This window comes from Sphaerisporangium perillae (assembly GCF_023276435.1).
GTDB lineage: Bacteria > Actinomycetota > Actinomycetes > Streptosporangiales > Streptosporangiaceae > Sphaerisporangium > Sphaerisporangium perillae.
The window spans coordinates 23,206-40,477 of record NZ_JALLPO010000030.1 but is presented as its reverse complement, the minus strand read 5'-3'; the positions used below and the strand labels follow the sequence as shown (position 1 = coordinate 40,477).

Here is a 17,272-nt window from a genome sequence, read left to right as displayed (position 1 = left end):
GAGCGGCGCCTTCCTCGTAAGGTCAGACGGCCGCTGAGTTGGGTGGAGAGCCGACGGTGACGGTGGCGGTGACGGTGTTGGTCGTGGTATCGATCACCGACACGGTGTTCGAGCCTTGGTTGGCGACGTAGGCGAACTCCTGAACCTGTGCGGAGGCGACAGTCGCGGACGTCACCGACATCGTTGCCGCCGACCCCACCGCGATGGCCGCCACAGTCGCAAGGTGCCGGATGCCGGACGGCCATCCGCGCCGATGTCGCCGATGTCGCCGATCCGCCGGTTCCCGGCGGGGATTCTCACTCGTGTTTCTCATCCAACGCGCAAGCACTGGAACCTCCCATGTCGACGGTGACCGGGATCCGGTCTACGCCCGCAGGGCGTCACACCCGGGCGAACGGCGCGCCGACTTGCGGTCTCGTGCCGATCAGCTAAACCATCCCTGAGCTTGATCGCAGCCGGGTCAGTCAGGGTCGACATGGAGTTGACCATGGACAAATGCGGCCCCCGTTTCGGCCAGCGTCGGCCCTGTGGTCTCCAGGTCATGACGGCTCCACCGGCAAGCCCAACTCCGCGACACCGAATGGGCCCCCGACCCTGACACGAGGCGTGGACGACGAGTGTGGACTCCACGGTCAACCGGGCGCATCAGCACGCGGCCGGAGCGCCCCACGCTCCTGCCGTCGATGCCCCCAAAGGGGCGGACGTAGAAGCGGTTGGGGGGTCGGCCGGAAGGGAAATCCGGCGGTGGTTCGCGTGCCCTCGGCCTGTTAACCTGGCTGGACCCTAAGTGACTAGGTGACTAGGGATGAGGCCGTGGACAACACCTTCTCCCGGCGCACCCGGAAGTTCTCGACGGCTGTTTCAGAAAGGACGAGCCGACATGGTTCCCACCTCGCCGAGCCCCCGGGCCGCCGGCGCACCGTCCCTTACCTGCGGTAGCGTGCATGACGGCATCGCGACCCTGCTCACCCGCTTCGGTGCCGCGATCGACGGCCGGCGCTCGGAGGACGTCGCCGGGCTGTTCACCGCCGACTGCGCCTTCATCCCTCCGTCCGGCGACGTCATCCGTGGTCGGGAGGCGATCGAGACGTACTACCGGGCTCGGTTCGCCGACGCCCGGCGGCGGACGTGCCACCAGTGGGCCAACCTCCAGGTCTTCCCCGACGGTGAGAGCCGCGCCGGGGCCGAGGCCGTCATGACCACCTACGCGTTCGAGCCGGCGGTGTCGGAGTCCCATGCCCAACTGCGGGTGGGCAGGGTGCACGTCCGGTGCGAGAGCGGCGAGGACGGGATCTGGCGCTTCGCCGAGCACCGGTTCGAGATGGCCTTCCCTCTCAGCATTCCGCTGCGGAGTTGACGCGTGCCGCCGCTCCAGCCCTTCCTCCACGTTGCCGAGCCGGCATTGGGCGAGGCTGACCAGGCGCAGAGATTGCCCGTGCGGACGCCGGCCGATGGACCTGCCATGCCGCCACCGGTGAGCGAGCCCGAAGGCGCCGCGCAGCGGCGCCAGGCCATGCTGTACCGGCTGGCCGACCCGCGGCTGACCGGCATGAGCACCGCCCAACTACAGCAGTTGGTCATCACGCTCGCGCCCGCCCGCACCCAGCAGCGACACAGCCAGCAACGCGGCGGCCTATGCCCCGCATCCTGCCCGAGTGGATCGTCGGCTGCGCCGTGACCACGGCCAAGCCCATCTGACTTCGTCCGCCGAGCCGTCGGCCGTGTCGTTACTCCACCGACACAGGTCGGCGGCGGGCCCAGGAGGGGAGACGGTCATCCACCCTCGACGTACTTCTGGAGCCATGGCAGCATCAGCGCTCTCGTGGCCTTCGTGCCGATGTTGACGGAAGACGAGTCGTAGGCGTGTTCCAGGAAGGGGAGCTCGACATAGCGGCAAGTGATGCCGGCCGCGGTCAGCCTGTCGGCGAACGCCTTCGTGTGGTCGGCGAAGACGAGGTGGTCCCGGCCGCCCTGGAGGAGCAGGGTCGGCGGGGCGGCCGGGGTGATCTGGTTGGCGGAGTCGATGGCCTCGTAGCGCTGCGGGTACCGGGCGGGGGTACCGCCGACGTACCAGTCACCGACCTGCTCGCCGAACGCGTTGTCGCCCACGGAGGCCGTCATGTCGACCACGGGGTACGAGGCGATCACGGCCTTCACCCGCGGCAGTTGTGCCGCGGTGCCGCAACTGGGCGTCAGGGTGCCCGCCTCGATCTTGTAGGCGACGTTGACGGCCAGGTTGCCGCCCGCGGACCCGCCGAAGGTGGCGACCTTGTCCAGGTCCCAGCGGTACTCGGAGGCGTGCACGGTGGCCCAGGTCATGGCGCAGGCGACGTCGGCGTCGGCGGTGTTCCAGGTGTGCGAGGTCGCAGTGGCCAGCCGATAGTCGACGTCGAGGACCGCGTATCCGTTGTCAGCCAGCCAACTCAGGTACGGCGTGGGGCCGCGGTTGCCCCCGATGAAGCCGCCGCCGTGGATGCTGACGACCAGCGGGGCCGCTGACGACGTTTTCGGCAGGTACAGGTCCGCCCTCAACTGCTCGCCGCCGAGTGTGGCGTACGTGACGGTCTTGTCGGGCCCCCGGCCGACGGAGCTCCCCGGGGTGGCCGGCGAGAACGCGAACCACTGGCCGGTCGCGTCGTGCACCGAGAACACCTGCACGGTGGTTGTGATCAGGACCAGCAGCAGAGCCGTTCCGCTCATCGCCGAGACGGCGACGGGCAGCCGGCGCCGGCCGCCGCGGCGCAGCGCGAACACGCCCACGCCCACGGCCAGGGCCGTCAGCACGACGTTCCACGACCCCACCATGTCCCGCATGATGGCGCTGATGAGCAGGGGCGTCTGGACAGCCGGGACGGACAGGACCGGCGACCACCAGCCGACCGGCAGGACCGCCGAAAGCTGCCCGATCAGGACGAAGATGGCGACGATCGCGGCCGCCGCCAGGAGCGCGCCGCGGGCGATGCGCCCGACACGGGTGCCCCGCGACATCGTCCGGGCGGTCTGGCCTGCTACCGGTGCTTCCGGTGTTGGGGAACGGTCGAGGTCGTTGTTCACGGGGATCAGTGTGGGAGCGGACCGGCGCCATGGCAACACGTCACGCGCGTGCGCCCCCCGAATGGGGGGCGCACGCGGTTCAACGGGTTTTCTGGCAGAGGGCGGCGGCCACCAGGGCGGCACGGTTGGACACGCCGAGCTTGCGCATGCTCGACTTGAGGCTCGACTTCACGGTTTCGGCGCCGATTCCGAGCTTCGCGGCGATCTCCCGGTTCGTCGCGCCGTGCGCGGCCTCGGCGATGATCTCCCGTTCACGGGCGGTGAGTCCGACCCGCGCTGCCTCCCCCAGGGCCTCGTCGGTCAGGCGCCGGACGAGGGCGTCGATCTGCTGCCGTTGGTGTCCGTCCATCGTGGACGCGATATGCGCGAGTTCCGAGCAGATGCCGACGAGCCGGCGGCGCTCGGCCACGCTCGTCACCGGGTCCCCGGCCGCACGACCGTCGCCCCTGGTCCCTCCGGCAGCGGCCCGCAGGTGTTCCAGGCGCCCGTTCAGGGCCAGGTCTTCGGCCAGTTCCCGCTCAAGGGCGCGCACGACGGTCATGACGTCGCCGATGACGCGGTCACCGAAGACGTGCTCGTGGCGTAGTGCGCCCCAGATAACGCCCCGAGGACCCTGGGGCACCCGGAACGGGACGGCGAAGGCGGCGCGGATCTGCTCGCGGCGCACTGCGGCGTCGTAGTCGTGGGTGATCCCTCCCGCGTGGCAGTAGTCCTGGACCTGCACCGGCTTGGCCAGGAGCATCGCCTTGCCGCCCAGCCCCGTGCCGACGGCGACGCGCAGGTTGCGCAGGCCCTCGGTGGTGACGCCCACGAGCCGGTCGATGACGACGTGGTCGGTGTCGGCGGCCATGAGAGTGCCCACGGTGAGGTCCACCCCCGCCACGCGTCGCACGTCGTGGAGCAGCATGGTGAACGACGACGACTGCGCGGCGGTGAGGTCGGCTTGGCGCAAGACATCACTGTCCCGTGGCCAGCAGGGGAAGCGCGTCGAAGGTGTGGTGCTGCCAAAGGTGACGTGAGGCCTCCTCCGGGTAGGCCGTGGTCGAGGTCTCGGTGTCCAGGACCTGGACCAGGCGCCGGTCGGGGTCGTAGGCGGGCCAGCCTGGGGAGCCTTCGACGGCGAAGGCCGTCCAGGCTGAACGTATCCACGCGGAGAGGGCCTCCGCCTCGGGCGAGGGCCCGGGTCCGAACAGGTTGATGGAGATCCCGCCGAACTCGCCGAACTCGCCGAAGGTGAGGGGTACGTCCAGTGCGTGGCAGGCACCCAGGAGGCCCCCGTTCGCCGGGGCAGGCCAGGTCAGCTCGTACACGTGGGCACGCCCGCCGCCGGCGATGTGGGCCTGCGCGAGGTGGAGCGAGGGCATGCGGAAGTTCCAGTCGGACTGGACGAGTTCGTACAGGTGCTCGGCGGAGGCGTCGGGGAATGCGGCCCGGTAGGCCGATTCCGGCTCCGACCCGGGCCCGAACACGCGCAGAGCCGTGGCGGCCTGCTCGTCCGTGATCCGGCCCAGCCGCCCGCTGGCCGCGAGGAACAACCGGTACTCGTCGCGATTGTGGCCGACGATCAGAGGCACCTCACGCGCGGTGCCACTCGCCAGGGCACTCCAGGGTGCCTGTGGCAGCACTTCTCCGTCCACGACCGGTGAGAAAGGCGTGACGGTGTGCGCGACCGGTCCCCAGCGGTCCGCGTACCGCGCCATCGTGAGCCGCAACGTCGAGGGGACACCGGCGAGTTTGTGCGGGTCGACGGCGCAGAGGTCGGCAGCGGTCGGACGCAGACCGAGGTCCTGGACCAGGGCGGCCGCTATGTCCGCTGCCAGCGCGTCGGAGAGGAAGACCCCGGGCACGCTCTGCGCGATGGCCCGCCGGAACAGGCCCTTGGCACTGGGCATGGCCAGGAGCGCCGCGATGGATCCGGCGCCGGCGGACTCGCCGAAAACAGTGACCTGATCCGGGTCGCCTCCGAAGGCGTCGATGTTCTCCTGGACCCAGCGCAGCGCGGCGACCTGGTCGAGCAGGCCGCGGTTGGCCGGGGCACCCTGGAGCCGGGCGAACCCCTCCATGCCGACACGGTAGTTGAAGGTCACGACGACCACGTCCCGCTCACGGACAAGCCGGGTGCCGTTGTAGACGGGACTCGCCGAGGCACCGGATTGGTAGGCGCCACCGTGGATCCACACCATCACCGGGCGCCGTACGGCCCGATCGGGCGCGTGCGTCCACACGTTCACCGTCAGCCAATCCTGGGAATCGTCCGCATCCTCCGGGCCCACGGGCGCGCCCGGTCGCATGGGGGTCTGCGGAGGCGGCGGACCGAACGCGAACGCGTCCCTGACGCCATCCCAAGGTACGGCGGGGCGCGGCGCCGCGAAGCGGGCCTCACCGACCGGCGGCTGGGCGAACGGAATGCCGCGGAACACGGCCAGGCCGTCCTCGGTGCGGCCGCGTACCGCGCCCGCTGACGTCATGGCCACGGGAAGCGGGCCGGTGTTCATCGAGACTCCTTCTGGATGGTTGTGGTCGGCAGGCCGACAGGGTCAGCGAACTCCCTTGATGCGGTAGACGCAGACCGCCCCGAGGATCGCGCTCACCGCGCCCATGACGTAGAGCAGGGAGTAACCGCTGATGCTCGCGGTGCCCATGGCGATGACGGCCGGCGCGATGACCGGTACGACGGACTGCGGGAGCCCGTTGGTGATCACCAGCACGCCGAGGTCCTTCGCGGTGTCGCCGCGGTCCGGGAGGACCTGGGTGGCCAGCGCGAGATCGACCGCGAGGAAGCCGGCGGCGCCGAAGCCGACGACCGGTCCCGCGGCGATCACCAGCGTCGGATCGGGAGCGAAGGCGATCATGGCGAGCCCCAGCGCGATGAACACCGAACCCGCCGCGACGAACGGCTTCCTGCGACGGAGGCGGTCCGAAAGCATGCCCATGAGGTAGCTGGACACGATCATGGCGATCGCGGCTCCCGTGTTCGCCATCACGATGACGCCCGTGAGCGCCGAGCCGCTCAGCCCGAACCGGTCGGTGAGCAGATAGACCTGGTAGGTCTGGACTCCGCTGCTGCCGAACATGACCGCGAACCGGCCGATCCACAGCCAGCCGAAGTCCGGGTTGCGCCGCGGGTTGAACACGAAGGAGCTCGCGAACTCCTTCAGGTCGAACTTCGCCGGGCGCTCGTGGAGCCTGCGGTCGGACAGGTTCAGGATGAGCAACACCGCGAACACCAGCATCAGAGCACCGGGAACGACGAACCGGGTGACGCTGCTCGCGAACGCGTTCACGATGACCGAACCGGTCAGGACCGCCGCCGGCAGGCCGAGTCCGACGATCCCGGAGACGCGCCCGCGGCCTTCGGGCGGGACCTGGTCGGCGACGGTCGCGGTGGCGGCGGCCGTCGCGGAGTTGATGAAGACCTCGGCGAGACACCAGCCCAGCACTACCATCCACAGCGAGTCCGCGGCGCCTATCACCAGTAGGCACACGGCGCCGCCGGTCGCGCCGCCGATGATCCACGGCCGGCGCATGCCGAAGCGCGAGGTCGTGCGGTCCGACAGGCGCCCCGCGAGCGGGGAGCAGATGATCGCGAACACCGCGCCGACGGCCGTGACCAGCCCCAGTGCGGCCGCCTTGTCCTGGTTTCCGACGAGCTCCTGAACCTTCAGCGCCAGCGTGAGCCGGACGGGTGTGAGGACCGCCACGGCGGCGCCGAAGTTGAACAGGGCGAGGCTGGGGGTGAAGAGTTTCCGGGGCCGTGCGAGTGCGGTGGCGGTGGCGGTGCCCGAGGCTTCCAGGGGGGTGTCTTGGGTCATCTCGTGACGTCCTTTTAGGGATCCGGTTGTGCGGTGCTATTTCGGCTGGGGCTCGACGAGTGCGAGGGTCCGCTCGGCGAGCGACGAGATGGCGAGGTCCCCGAAACCGAAGACCCCGCTGCGGCAGCGGTCTTCGAGGGGGTCCACGAGGACGGTGGGAATTCCGGACAGACCCAGGTACGCCCCGGCCCAGGCGCCCGCGGTGGCACCGATCGAGTCGGTGTCCAACCCGGACTGCACGGCCAGCCCGACCGTCTCGCCGAACCTTCCCTCACCCCACAGCAGAGCCGCGGTGAGTGCGCCGGCGTTGTTGATGGTGTGCACCCAGCTCATTCCGGAGTGCCGTGCGTGCAGGTCGTCCAGGCACTTCTCCCAGTCCATGCCGCGGCGGAACTGCGCGAGCACGGTCTGGATCTCGGTGCCGAGCCGGGAGGAGGCGGGCACGTGACGAAGGGATTCCGCAACGGATTCCTCCGGGGTGGCGGCGGTGAACGCCGAGGAGATCAGGGCGGCGGCCCACATCGCGCCATAGATCCCGTTGGCCCGATGGCTCAGTGCGGCGTCCTGATAGGACAGCAGAGCGGCCTTTCGCGGGTGGCCGGGTGCGGCGAAACCGAAGATGTCGGCGCGGATGAGCGCGCCGATCCATTCGCGGTACGGGTTGTGGTGTTCCCCGGCCTGTGCCAGCGGCACCCCGCGAATCAGGTTCTGGTAGGTCGCGCGTTCGGCGGTGTAGAGCTGGTACACGGGGAAGCGGGCGAGCCACTCGGCCGCCACGTCGCGGGCCGTGTAGGTGGTGCCGTAGGTCTCCAGCAGGTGCAGACCCAGCACCGTGTAGTCGATGTCGTCGTCGCGGACCGACCCGTGGATTCGGCCGGCCGTGATGCCCTCGAAGCCCCACCGACCGAGTCGGTCGCGTTCGGCGAGGTCGTCGAAAGGTACGAATCCCGTGAGCGGATAGGCGCCCTTCGCCTCCAGATAGCCGCGGATCGACTCCCGGGTGGGGCCGATCTCGAAGGGTTTGCCCATGATGTTGCCGATGATGCGGCCGTGCCACGCGCCGTGGATCCGGTCGCCGAGCACGGTGGGCGCGGTGGGCACGGTTGGTGACGCGGCGTCCTGCGGGAGCGCCGCCTCGATCTCCTCCAGTGCCGACGTCTCGGTGTGCGGCCAGTCCGCAGTCCGCGGCCGGGTCAGGATCTCCCGGTGCAGCTCCAGCAACTCGGCCTCGTCCCGTGGGGACAACGAGTCGAGGCGGGGCCGCAGGCCGGCGACGTCGTGGCCGGTCTCGATGGCCTGCCGCAGCTCGTTGCCGGCCAACGCCCAAGGTTCCTGACTGACGGGGCTGGGCTTCTCGCCTTCGGGCAGGTACTCCACGGCCACTCCTCGTCGAGTTCGGACAGCCAGGCTTGCAATGTACAAGTCACCTAGTGTCCTCGTCACCTGTTGACAGCGAGTTTCCTTGTGGCCTAGCGTCGAGAGACGTGGAGTCAACAAGCAGCGGAGCCGACCGCAGGATCGGGCGCAGCCGGATCGCCGACCAGATCGTCGACGACCTGCGGGAACGCATTCTCAGCGCCGAATTGCCGAACGGCTCGCGGCTGCCGGCGGAGCGGGAACTGGCCGAGCAGTACGGCGTCAGCGGCGCGACGATCCGCGAGGCGGTTCGCGTCCTGGCCACCATCGGGCTGGTCGACGTCCGTCACGGCGCCGGCTCGTTCGTCACCGCCGAATCCGACACCATGATCGGCATGTCCATTGCCTCCGTGGTGCGGCTGGAAGGCGTCGGCGCCCGCGAGCTACTCGGCCTGCTCGGCGCCCTGAACAGGTATGCCGCCCAGCTGGCCGTCCAGGAGTCGACCGACGCCGAGATCGCCTCCCTTCGGGAGGCGGCCGAGAAGCTGGCGGTGATCGACGACATCGACCGCACGATCGAGGACCTCAGGGCCTTCATGCGGCGACTGTCGGAGATCTCCCACAATGCGTTGCTCATCCCCTTGTGCCGCCTACTCGCCGATGTCCAGGTGGAGTTGGCCGCCGAATTGAGCGGCGGGCGCGTGTCCGAATGGCGGCGGGTCTCCGGGGGCCTGCACGCGGACCGGCTCGCGATCGTCGAGGCCGTGGAGAGCCGCTCCCCGGAGCGGGCGGCCGAGGCCGTCGACGCGCACTCCGCGCACGCGGCACGCCTGATCCTGTCGACCCCGCAGGCGAAGAGGATCCAGATCGCGGACCCCGGTTACGCGCGACTGCTGGCCGGCCTGCTCAACGCCAGGCTCAGCTCGGCCGCGACCTGACCGATCACTGGAGGAACAGATGAAGATCGTTCACTTCGACGAGGACGACTGGATTAAGGACCACCCCAGCGGAACCCTGTACTTCCAGCACCTGCTCAAGGGCGAGCCCGACTCACCGGACAACTTCATGTACGTACTCGCCAAGCAGCAGGACGAGTGGTCGATGCCGCGGCACCGGCACAACTTCGACCAGATCCGGCTGCCGCTGGTCGGCGACAACACGACCTACGGACGCGGCGTCGTGCTCAAGGAGGGCCAGGTCGGCTACTTCCCCGAGGGACTGTCCTACGGACCCCAGGAATCGCCGATGAACGGCATGGCGCCCGGCGAGCCACTCGGCCTGACCCTGCAGTTCGGCGGCGCGTCCGGCTACGGCTTCATGAGCATCGAGCAACGCCGCCAGGCGAGGCAGGAACTGATCGAGGCCGGGGGCCACTTCGACGGTCCGTATTACGTCCGCCCGGACGGCACCCGGCAATGGGGCCTGAACACCATCTGGGAACACGTCTTCGGCGAGCACCTGAAGTATCCCCGCCCGCGGTACACGCATCCCGTCGTCGCGGACCCGAAGCGGTTCGAATGGCTTCCCGTCGAGGAGGCCAAGGGCGTGGATCACAAGTGGCTGGGCGCGTTCTCGGAGCGCGCCGTGTGGGTCGAGATGGTCAAGCTCCAGCCTGGGGCTCGATGGTCGTCCGTCGATCCGAAGGCCCGCCGCCTGCTCACCGTGCTCTCCGGCGACGGTGAATGCGATGGCGACCAGATCGGCTACCTGACCGCGATCCAGGCCGACGCGGGCGAGACGCTGGACCTGACCGCCGGGTCCTCGCCCCTGGAGTTGTTCCTGATCGGCCTTCCCCCGGTGGTGCTGCCCGCGGCCGAGTCGCAGGAATACGACCTGGACGAGTTTCCCGCGGAGGACCGTGAGCCGGCCGGGCAGTCGAGCTGAGATGCTGTCACTTGAGCAAGCCTCGACGATGGTCGACGACGCGCTCCGCCAGGGCGCCGCGCTCGGATGCGCACCGCTGACGGTGGCCGTGCTCGACCCGGGCGGGCACCTGTTGGTTCTCAAACGGCAGGACGGCAGCGGGATCCTGCGCCCGCAGATCGCCCAGGCGAAGGCATGGGGAGCCCTGGGCATGGGACTCGGCAGCCGCGCGCTGGCCGAACGCGCGGCCACCGCGCCGGCGTTCTTCACCGCGCTGGCCGCCCTGTCCGAAGGTCGTGTCGTGCCGGTGCCGGGCGGGGTGCTCGTCCGCGACAGCGAGGGTGCCGTCCTTGCGGCGGTCGGCGTCAGCGGCGACAACCCCGCCAACGACGAAGCCTGCGCGGTCTTCGCCATCGAACACGGTGGCTTCGTCGCCGATCCGGGAGAGACGCCATGACTCAAGTCCGTGTCGAACAAGGCATCCTTGAAGGCAACCAGCGGCGGGGGGTGTTCCGGTTCCGGGGCGTGCCCTATGCCGCCCCGCCCGTGGGGAACCTGCGCTGGGCAGCACCGCGGCCGCCCGCGGCGTGGGACGGTGTGCGCGACGCGACGTCCTTCGGCAACGCCGCGATCCAGACCGCGGACAACGGCGCGATTCTCGGGGCGCAGCAGAGCGAGGACTGTCTCTACCTCAACGTCTGGACCGCGAGCCTCGACCCACAGGCCCGCCGGCCGGTCATGGTCTGGATCCACGGCGGCGGCTTCCTCAACGGGGCCGGGTCCATGCCGGATTACCACGGCACGTCCATCGCCCAACGTGGTGTGACCTATGTGTCGTTCAACTACCGGCTCGGTGCGTTCGGCTTCCTGGACCATCCCGAGGCTGGTGGAAACGCCGCCGTCCGGGACTGGGTCGCGGCGCTGGACTGGGTGTCCCGCAACATCACCGCCTTCGGCGGTGACCCCGGCAACGTCACCATCTTCGGCCAGTCCGCCGGCGCAAGCGCGGCGCGCACCCTGCTCGCCACGCCCACCGCCCGGGGCTTGTTCCACCGCGCCATCCTGCAAAGCGCGGGCTTCGAACTGCCCGCGGCCCTGCCCCACTCGGCGCGCGAGCGCGTCGTCGAGGCCAGTACCCGGTTGTTCGAGCAGCTGGGTGGCAGCGATATCGAGCATCTGCGCCAGGTGCCGGTGGACCAGGTGCGACAGGCGTCCCGCCTGCTGTCAGGCACCATGCCGCCGCCCGGCGAGGTGCACACGCCGGCCAATCTGGTCTGGTTCCCCACCGAGGACGGCCAGGTCGTCGGCCCGGATCTGTCCTGCTGGGAGGCGGATGTTCCGGTGCTGTTCGGTCACACCGGGGATGAGGCACGATTCTTCATCAGGCCCGGTGGCCCCTACGGAGCGCCGCCCGGCACGGTGAATCCAGCCGAGCTCTACACGCCCGCCACGCTGGCGAGAATGGCCACCGTCCTAGGCGGACAGCGAGCCGACGACATCCTGGGCCGGCTCACGGGCAGTCCTTACGAGGCGTTGGCGGAGTTGTTCACCAGTGCCATCTGGACGGAGCCGGCACTGGCCTCCTACCTGCGGTTCACCGATCTGGGCCGCACGACCTACGCCTACCGTTTTGTGCGCGTCTCCCCCGGCAACCGCGCGACGGGCATGCTCGCGTTCCACTGTTCCGAGCTCCCCTATGCGTTCGGCCACCTCCTCCCGGCCGAGGACTACGACGAGGTGGACGCCCACGTGTCCGGCACACTCGCACACGCCTGGACGGAGTTCGCCCGGACCGGTGTGCCGAGCAGCCCCGACGGCACACCCTGGCCGGCAGCCACCAGGACGGCGCCACGGCTGACACTCATCGACGACAAGGCGCACAGTTGTCCTCTGGACATCGGCCCGACCACCGAGATGATCAACTCCCTCCGAGCCGGGCGCTAGGAACCGTTGAGCATCAAATTCGGCTCATGAGAGCGCCGTGGCCGGCCTGGTGAGCGCGCTGCACGACCGGCTGACTGCGAGCGCCTTGTCCAGCCGTAGGTTCCGACGCGGACGTGGCCGACGCCGGTCGCCGATCCGGTGCGGAGAGAGCGGAGGTTTCAGATGGTGGAGTGGTTCTTGTTTCTCCCTCAGATCAGGGTGCCGGTGGCCGACATCGTCGAGCGCGCACGGGCGGCGGAGTCGGCCGGATTCACCGGGGTGGCGTTCATGGATCATCTCCTCGCGCCGGGCGCCGAGCAGGTGCCGATCTGGGAGGCGATGACGGTGGCGAGCTGGGTGGCGGCGCGCACGGATCGGCTGCGGATCGGTCACCTGGTGCTGTGCGACGCGTTCCGCCACCCGGCGGTGCTCGCGAAGCAAGCGGTGACGCTGCAAGAGGCTTCCGGGGGTCGCTTCGAGCTGGGGCTCGGCTCGGGTTCGGTGCCGCGCGAGCTGGTCCGCTTCGGCATCACCGGGGAGCGGGCGGCGCAGCGGCGGGAGCGCCTCGAACGCAGTCTTGAGGTGCTCACGCAGTGCTGGGGCATGGCCGGTGCTACCGAGTACGTCCAGGCGCCGCAACCGGCTACGCCGATTCCCTTGGTCCTCGGCGGCGTCAGCGCGCCGATGCTGGAGCTGGTCCGCAAGTACGCGAACTGGTGGAACCTGCCGGCGCCGGAAATCGGCCGGTTGCCCGAGCTACTGCCCGCCGTGGGCGGCGCGCGGGTGTCGGTCCAGCAGATGGTCGGGTTCGTCGGGCGCGGCCGGTCCGCCGACGAGGTGTACCAGCAGAGCACGCGCCGATTCGGCGACCACGTCGGCGATGGCTTGCGCTGCGGCGACGCCGACGAGCTCGCGGCGTACTTCACCGGCCTGGCCCGCGGCGGTGTCGAGCGTTTCTACGTCTGGTTCACCGACTTGGCCCCGCCCGAAACGCTGGCCGAGTTCGGGGAATCGGTGCTACCGGCGGTCGAGCGCGCGCTCGTGCCGACGGGGCGGTAGACCGCATTTATGAGCGAGAACACTATTCGGTCACCGCGATCCTGGACAAGGAACACCCGTCCGTTCGCCGCGTAGCCCACGACTTCCTCGAACGTCAGGGGCTCACCACCATCGTTCGGCAACCCCGGCTCCAACGAGCTGCCCTTCCTCGCCGACCTGCCCGACGGCTTCCGCTACGTACTCGGCCTGTACGAGGGCGCGTCGTCGGCATGGCGGACGGCTACGCGCAGGCGAGCGGCCACCCCGTGCTGCTCAACCTGCACGCTTCCGCCGCCTCCGGGAACGCGATGGGCGCGCTGACCAACGCGGTGGCCTTCAGGTAGCCACGCACGACGTCTGGCGACGTACGGGTTGTTCGGCTACGTGCATGACGTGTGGTCCCCAGGTGGTCCCCACCGTGCCGGCTTGCATATATCCGTGCTCAAGGTGCGCTGCTCAGTCAACAGCACCGTTCTCATAGTGCTCGTGCTCCTGGTGTGCGGTGGTAAAAGGCCGATGAAGTCAGAAGTTGAGTGTTCCGGCTTGTTCGGTCGGAGTACCCGCCGTCTACGGCCACTCGTAGATCGGTGCGTCGAGCGGATGCTCGGTGAGCATCCCTGTCAGTCCGCGAGCGCTGATCCACTCCTCGGCTTGAGGCCGGCAGTTGTGCAGCGTGTACCGGTTGATATCAAGATCGCGCGCGATCTGTGAGACGGGCTTGCCGGTCTCCTTGACGATGCGCACCGCTCCCGCCCGGAACTCCGGATCAAACCTGCGCCTCTTGCCTCCCACGACCCAACCTTCTCTCCAGGTTCGGTCTCCATGCTATGGAGGGGAGCACGCCGACTCCGGCCGCCTTCAGGATCGAAAGGCCGTGCCCAGCCGGTACGGCGCCGGACGCCGCCCCGACACACTTCCACGAGCATCACGAAAGCCCTGAAAGCCCTCAGGCAGTCCAGCCGTTGCGCCCACCTGGCCGCGGCCCATGGTATATTGTGTACTAAGTTCACATGCGTTTCAGATTGCTTGGTGGTTCAGGTGGATATGTTCGTCGCGCCTAAGTCAGCAGAGGGTTGGCGCATGGGAAACGGCTACGGAACCTGCATGTACTGCAACAACGGACGCTGCGACCTGTGCAGTGGCAGCCGCTGCTCGTGCGCCGACCAGCAGCACCGTCGCTCTCGCTAGTCCTTGATCCCCGAACCCCCTCCCGCAAGGAAAACGATGACGTCCATTCGTGTCCGGATCGACGACCAGCGGATCACGGTCGTATCCGCCGGCATCGGCACCGCCTCGGGGGCACGGCCCGCACCCGCCAAAACCCCCATCCACGTCATCGGCGGTGCCGGAACGGACGGCTCCCGGCCGGCCGAGTACGGCGAGCCGGGCCACATGACCCCGGCGTTCGCGGTCACCGGGCTGACCCACGAGGAGGCCTGCGAGCTGGGCCGCCGGTCCGGCCAGGACGTGGTCTACGCCTGGAGTTACAACTGCCTGGCCGTGTTCTCCTGCGCCGACGGCTCCTGCTCCCTGGCGGGCTGGCGGTCGGACACCTCCGCCGAACAGCCTGCCCCGCAGGAACCCACGGCATCCGCCGCACGGGACCGGGAACCGGTGACGCCTGCCGTACCGGAACCCGAAGAAGCGCGGGCCGCCGCGCAGCCTGTCCCCAGTCTCCCGCCTCCTGCTTCGATGGCTCCCACTCCCCGACTTCCTGCTCCGCCCAAGCCGGAACGGCTCGTCGAGGACTGCCTGTATCCCAGCCGGCCCCTAGGCGAGACCGGGGAGGTCCTGCTCACCGTACGCGCCTGGCGCATGTTCGGCAGGAGGTTCTCGCGGGTCCTGCATGTCCGCGACGACCGCCTGGAGCTGCTCAGCCGACACGCAAAGGACCCCGTCGAAGTGATCGATCTCGGCCCGGTCCCCGACGACCCCCTGGCCGCCGCCCTCAACCGGGTGCCGGATCTCCTGACCTTCCCGTCCGAGGCCGCGGTGGAGATCGAGTGCCCTGCCGAGGAAGCCGAGCATGTCGCCGACCTCGTCCAGCCGGTCTTCGACGAGTTCTACTGCGTGGAGGAACTTTACGAGTACGACGACTACGAGCTTCCGGACGACGATGACGACTGGGACGAGGAGGACTGGGAAGACCACAACGCCGCATGCGACCGCGGCCGGCCGCGCGAGGACGAGCGCACCTACGGCTGGTACGACGGGCTGGCCGCCGTCCGCATCCACATCAACGGCATCCTGCACCTGGCGGCGGAGTTCGATGGGCGCTGGGCCCTCATCCCGATGGATCCCCATCAGAGCTTCCCCCCGTTGCCCATGCCGGCCGACTACTTCTCCGAAGACTCCTACGGCTTCGACGGCGGCTCCCCGATCTCCAACAGCCACTGGTGGACCGGGTTGGGGAACGTCCGCGGCGACCTCCACATCGCCTGGGCCGCCTGGGACGAGGGCGGCGATGTCCTCGTCGCCCGCTGTGACAGGGAGGAGTTCGACCGCCGTGTGGCGGCCTGGGGTTATCTGGACCGCCCCGACGAGGGCGTGGTGGAGGAATGACAGTTTCGCGGGAAGAAGGACAAATCGGCATGGACATCACCGAAGCCAGGCAGCTGTTCGCTACGGCTGAGATCACCCCTGAGGGACGGCGTGGAACAGACCAGGAGTTCGACGAGTGGCTCGAACGGGGAAGTGACCTGGCCTTCTACCGGGCCGTCGACGGCCGGGTGTTCGCCCTCACGGCCGACCCGTCGCAGCCGCGCTGGAAGAGGGTCTTCAGCGACCGATACGACTCCGCCGCCCTGATCGGCGTGTTCCCCAACCCCAATCCGCGACTGGAGGAGACGATCGGTGAGGAGCCGGAGGACACACTCCAGGACGAGGACGCAGAACCGGACGACGACGACTTCGATCCCGACGACGAGAACGACTTCGACGACCTCGTCGACGCCTTCACCGTCAACTGGGGCGATGACGAGGAGTCTCGCCGGCATCCCGTACAGACGCTCAACGCGCGGCGAGCACGGCAGTTCCTGCTGGCCGCGCTCAAGACCAGCGGCACCCGGTACGGCGAGCCCGCCTTCCACGACCACCTCCTGGCCCGTGACCACGACCTCGCCTTCTACACCCGCCCCTATGACGGCCGGCGAGAGTTCCTGTGCCGCCACTACGGCGGTGTCACACCCCGCCTGCTGCCCGCCGTACCCCCGGAAATCCTCGAAGGAGGATGGGGTGAGCCGTGGCGACTGATCGCGACCTACCAGGGCCCGGAATTGTTCGACGAGCACTGGGAGGAGCAGGTCTCGACCCTGCCCCTGGAGTCATTCCTCACCGTCCATGTCGCCGACAGCCGTGAGTACGCACTGCGCATCCGCAAAAAGATTCTGGAACTGGTCAGGGCCGGGAAGGACGGCACGCAGACCGTCACCGCCCTGGGCCCGGTCGGCTCGGGCGACGACCCGCTGGCCCTCGCCCTCCAGGCCGTCCCCGACCTGCTCACGTTCGACCCGTACGCGGCGGTGGACATCACCACCGACGCCCCGTTCGCGGTCGCCGACGCCATCCGCTTCAGCGCCGATCTCAACCGCGACGATGCGAAAGACAGGCTGAACGAGGATTTCTTCACCCACGAGGAGGACTGCCTGCTCGGCGTGCTGGACAGCAACCTGGTTCCAGTGATGTTCCGGATCAACGGGGTTCCCCACTTCTCCGCCCAGGTTGACGGTGACTGGGTGCTTGTTCCGGTGGAACACCGTTACCGCTTCCCCTCCCCTGTCACCAACCGCACATTCATCTCCGTCTCCTACGACTACGACGGCGGCGGCTACTCCAGCGGGAGGGGTTTCGAGGCCATCGCGGAGATCCGGCCCGGGCTCAACATCGCGTGGGAGGACTACTCCGACGAGGCATGGGATCGGGAGATGACCCTCTCCCGCGCTCCCCTCCCGGAGTTCGCCGCCTCGCATCTCCCGTACAGGTTCAGCGACCGCATCCTGGCCGCTGTCTTCGGCGAAGAGGACCGGTTCCCCGACCACGCCTGGGGCGAAGATCCCGAGATCGCGACCAATCTGGGGGATGACGAGAAGTGGTACGACGTCAACCCTCCGCAGATCAATTTTGAGCTCCACCACGCCGAAGGCGTTCGCTTCCTGGCTGCCCTGGGGCGACCGAACCCTGGTGGACACGACGAGTGATCAGCGACTCCCAGGACTGGCTCAACCGCG

At 69.0% G+C, this 17,272-nt stretch carries 16 protein-coding genes; 9 read left to right on the top strand and 7 right to left on the bottom strand.

What is annotated here, in order from left to right:
* Positions 1–22: 22 nt before the first annotated feature.
* Positions 23–175, bottom strand: a complete 153-nt coding sequence (locus MYF83_RS27415) for a hypothetical protein (RefSeq protein ID WP_248963600.1) — start codon at positions 173–175, stop codon at positions 23–25.
* Between the two features lie 765 nt (positions 176–940).
* Between MYF83_RS27415 and MYF83_RS27410 the strand changes: the two genes are divergently transcribed.
* Both MYF83_RS27410 and MYF83_RS27405 read left to right on the top strand, forming a co-directional pair.
* Positions 941–1,357, top strand: a complete 417-nt coding sequence (locus MYF83_RS27410; RefSeq protein ID WP_248963599.1) for an SgcJ/EcaC family oxidoreductase — start codon at positions 941–943, stop codon at positions 1,355–1,357.
* Between the two features lie 117 nt (positions 1,358–1,474).
* Complete coding sequence (locus MYF83_RS27405; protein WP_248963598.1) at positions 1,475–1,678, top strand: hypothetical protein; 204 nt, start codon at positions 1,475–1,477, stop codon at positions 1,676–1,678.
* Between the two features lie 95 nt (positions 1,679–1,773).
* Here MYF83_RS27405 and MYF83_RS27400 read toward each other — a convergent pair whose 3' ends face one another.
* The 5 genes from MYF83_RS27400 to MYF83_RS27380 form a co-directional block, all read right to left on the bottom strand.
* Positions 1,774–3,054 (bottom strand): alpha/beta hydrolase family protein, encoded by a 1,281-nt coding sequence (locus tag MYF83_RS27400; protein ID WP_248963597.1) that lies wholly within the window; start codon positions 3,052–3,054, stop codon positions 1,774–1,776.
* A gap of 79 nt (positions 3,055–3,133) precedes the next feature.
* A complete protein-coding gene (locus MYF83_RS27395; RefSeq protein ID WP_248963596.1) occupies positions 3,134–4,006 on the bottom strand; it encodes a helix-turn-helix transcriptional regulator in 873 nt (290 codons plus the stop codon).
* Between the two features lie 4 nt (positions 4,007–4,010).
* Positions 4,011–5,549 carry a carboxylesterase/lipase family protein gene (locus MYF83_RS27390; protein WP_248963595.1) on the bottom strand — a complete coding sequence of 513 codons (1,539 nt, stop codon included), beginning with the start codon at positions 5,547–5,549 and terminating at the stop codon, positions 4,011–4,013.
* Positions 5,550–5,591: 42 nt separating this feature from the next.
* Positions 5,592–6,866, bottom strand: a complete 1,275-nt coding sequence (locus MYF83_RS27385) for an MFS transporter (protein ID WP_248963594.1) — start codon at positions 6,864–6,866, stop codon at positions 5,592–5,594.
* A 36-nt stretch (positions 6,867–6,902) separates the two neighbouring features.
* Positions 6,903–8,243, bottom strand: coding sequence for an ADP-ribosylglycohydrolase family protein (locus tag MYF83_RS27380; RefSeq protein ID WP_248963593.1), 1,341 nt, complete (start codon positions 8,241–8,243; stop codon positions 6,903–6,905).
* A 107-nt stretch (positions 8,244–8,350) separates the two neighbouring features.
* Here MYF83_RS27380 and MYF83_RS27375 point away from each other — a divergent pair, with 107 nt between their 5' ends.
* The 5 genes from MYF83_RS27375 (at position 8,351) to MYF83_RS27355 (ending at position 13,067) form a co-directional block, all read left to right on the top strand.
* Positions 8,351–9,160 (top strand): FadR/GntR family transcriptional regulator, encoded by an 810-nt coding sequence (locus tag MYF83_RS27375; protein WP_248963592.1) that lies wholly within the window; start codon positions 8,351–8,353, stop codon positions 9,158–9,160.
* 19 nt (positions 9,161–9,179) lie between these two features.
* A complete protein-coding gene (locus tag MYF83_RS27370; protein ID WP_248963591.1) occupies positions 9,180–10,106 on the top strand; it encodes a hypothetical protein in 927 nt (308 codons plus the stop codon).
* 1 nt (position 10,107) lies between these two features.
* Entirely contained in the window at positions 10,108–10,542 is a 435-nt protein-coding gene (locus tag MYF83_RS27365) for a GlcG/HbpS family heme-binding protein (RefSeq protein WP_248963590.1), read from the top strand.
* Positions 10,539–12,029 (top strand): carboxylesterase/lipase family protein, encoded by a 1,491-nt coding sequence (locus MYF83_RS27360; protein WP_248963589.1) that lies wholly within the window; start codon positions 10,539–10,541, stop codon positions 12,027–12,029. Before MYF83_RS27365 ends, MYF83_RS27360 begins: the two co-directional genes overlap by 4 nt.
* A 162-nt stretch (positions 12,030–12,191) precedes the next feature.
* Entirely contained in the window at positions 12,192–13,067 is an 876-nt protein-coding gene (locus MYF83_RS27355; RefSeq protein ID WP_248963588.1) for an LLM class flavin-dependent oxidoreductase, read from the top strand.
* A gap of 546 nt (positions 13,068–13,613) precedes the next feature.
* Here the strand turns inward: MYF83_RS27355 and MYF83_RS27350 are convergent.
* Positions 13,614–13,838 carry a transposase gene (locus MYF83_RS27350; protein ID WP_248963587.1) on the bottom strand — a complete coding sequence of 75 codons (225 nt, stop codon included), beginning with the start codon at positions 13,836–13,838 and terminating at the stop codon, positions 13,614–13,616.
* 432 nt (positions 13,839–14,270) lie between these two features.
* Here MYF83_RS27350 and MYF83_RS27345 point away from each other — a divergent pair, with 432 nt between their 5' ends.
* Both MYF83_RS27345 and MYF83_RS27340 read left to right on the top strand, forming a co-directional pair.
* The gene (locus MYF83_RS27345) at positions 14,271–15,608 is read left to right on the top strand and encodes a hypothetical protein (protein WP_248963586.1); all 1,338 of its coding nucleotides are present in this window, start codon (positions 14,271–14,273) and stop codon (positions 15,606–15,608) included.
* A 29-nt stretch (positions 15,609–15,637) separates the two neighbouring features.
* On the top strand, positions 15,638–17,242 hold the full coding sequence (locus MYF83_RS27340; protein ID WP_248963585.1) for a hypothetical protein: 1,605 nt from the start codon (positions 15,638–15,640) through the stop codon (positions 17,240–17,242).
* Positions 17,243–17,272: the final 30 nt, after the last annotated feature.

Coding starts and splice junctions, on each gene's coding strand:
- MYF83_RS27370 (WP_248963591.1), top strand. CDS start 9,180: ATGAAGATCGTTCACTTCGACGAGGACGACTGGATTAAGGACCACCCC.
- MYF83_RS27345 (WP_248963586.1), top strand. CDS start 14,271: ATGACGTCCATTCGTGTCCGGATCGACGACCAGCGGATCACGGTCGTA.
- MYF83_RS27355 (WP_248963588.1), top strand. CDS start 12,192: ATGGTGGAGTGGTTCTTGTTTCTCCCTCAGATCAGGGTGCCGGTGGCC.
- MYF83_RS27390 (WP_248963595.1), bottom strand. CDS start 5,549: ATGAACACCGGCCCGCTTCCCGTGGCCATGACGTCAGCGGGCGCGGTA.
- MYF83_RS27360 (WP_248963589.1), top strand. CDS start 10,539: ATGACTCAAGTCCGTGTCGAACAAGGCATCCTTGAAGGCAACCAGCGG.
- MYF83_RS27385 (WP_248963594.1), bottom strand. CDS start 6,866: ATGACCCAAGACACCCCCCTGGAAGCCTCGGGCACCGCCACCGCCACC.
- MYF83_RS27365 (WP_248963590.1), top strand. CDS start 10,108: ATGCTGTCACTTGAGCAAGCCTCGACGATGGTCGACGACGCGCTCCGC.
- MYF83_RS27340 (WP_248963585.1), top strand. CDS start 15,638: ATGGACATCACCGAAGCCAGGCAGCTGTTCGCTACGGCTGAGATCACC.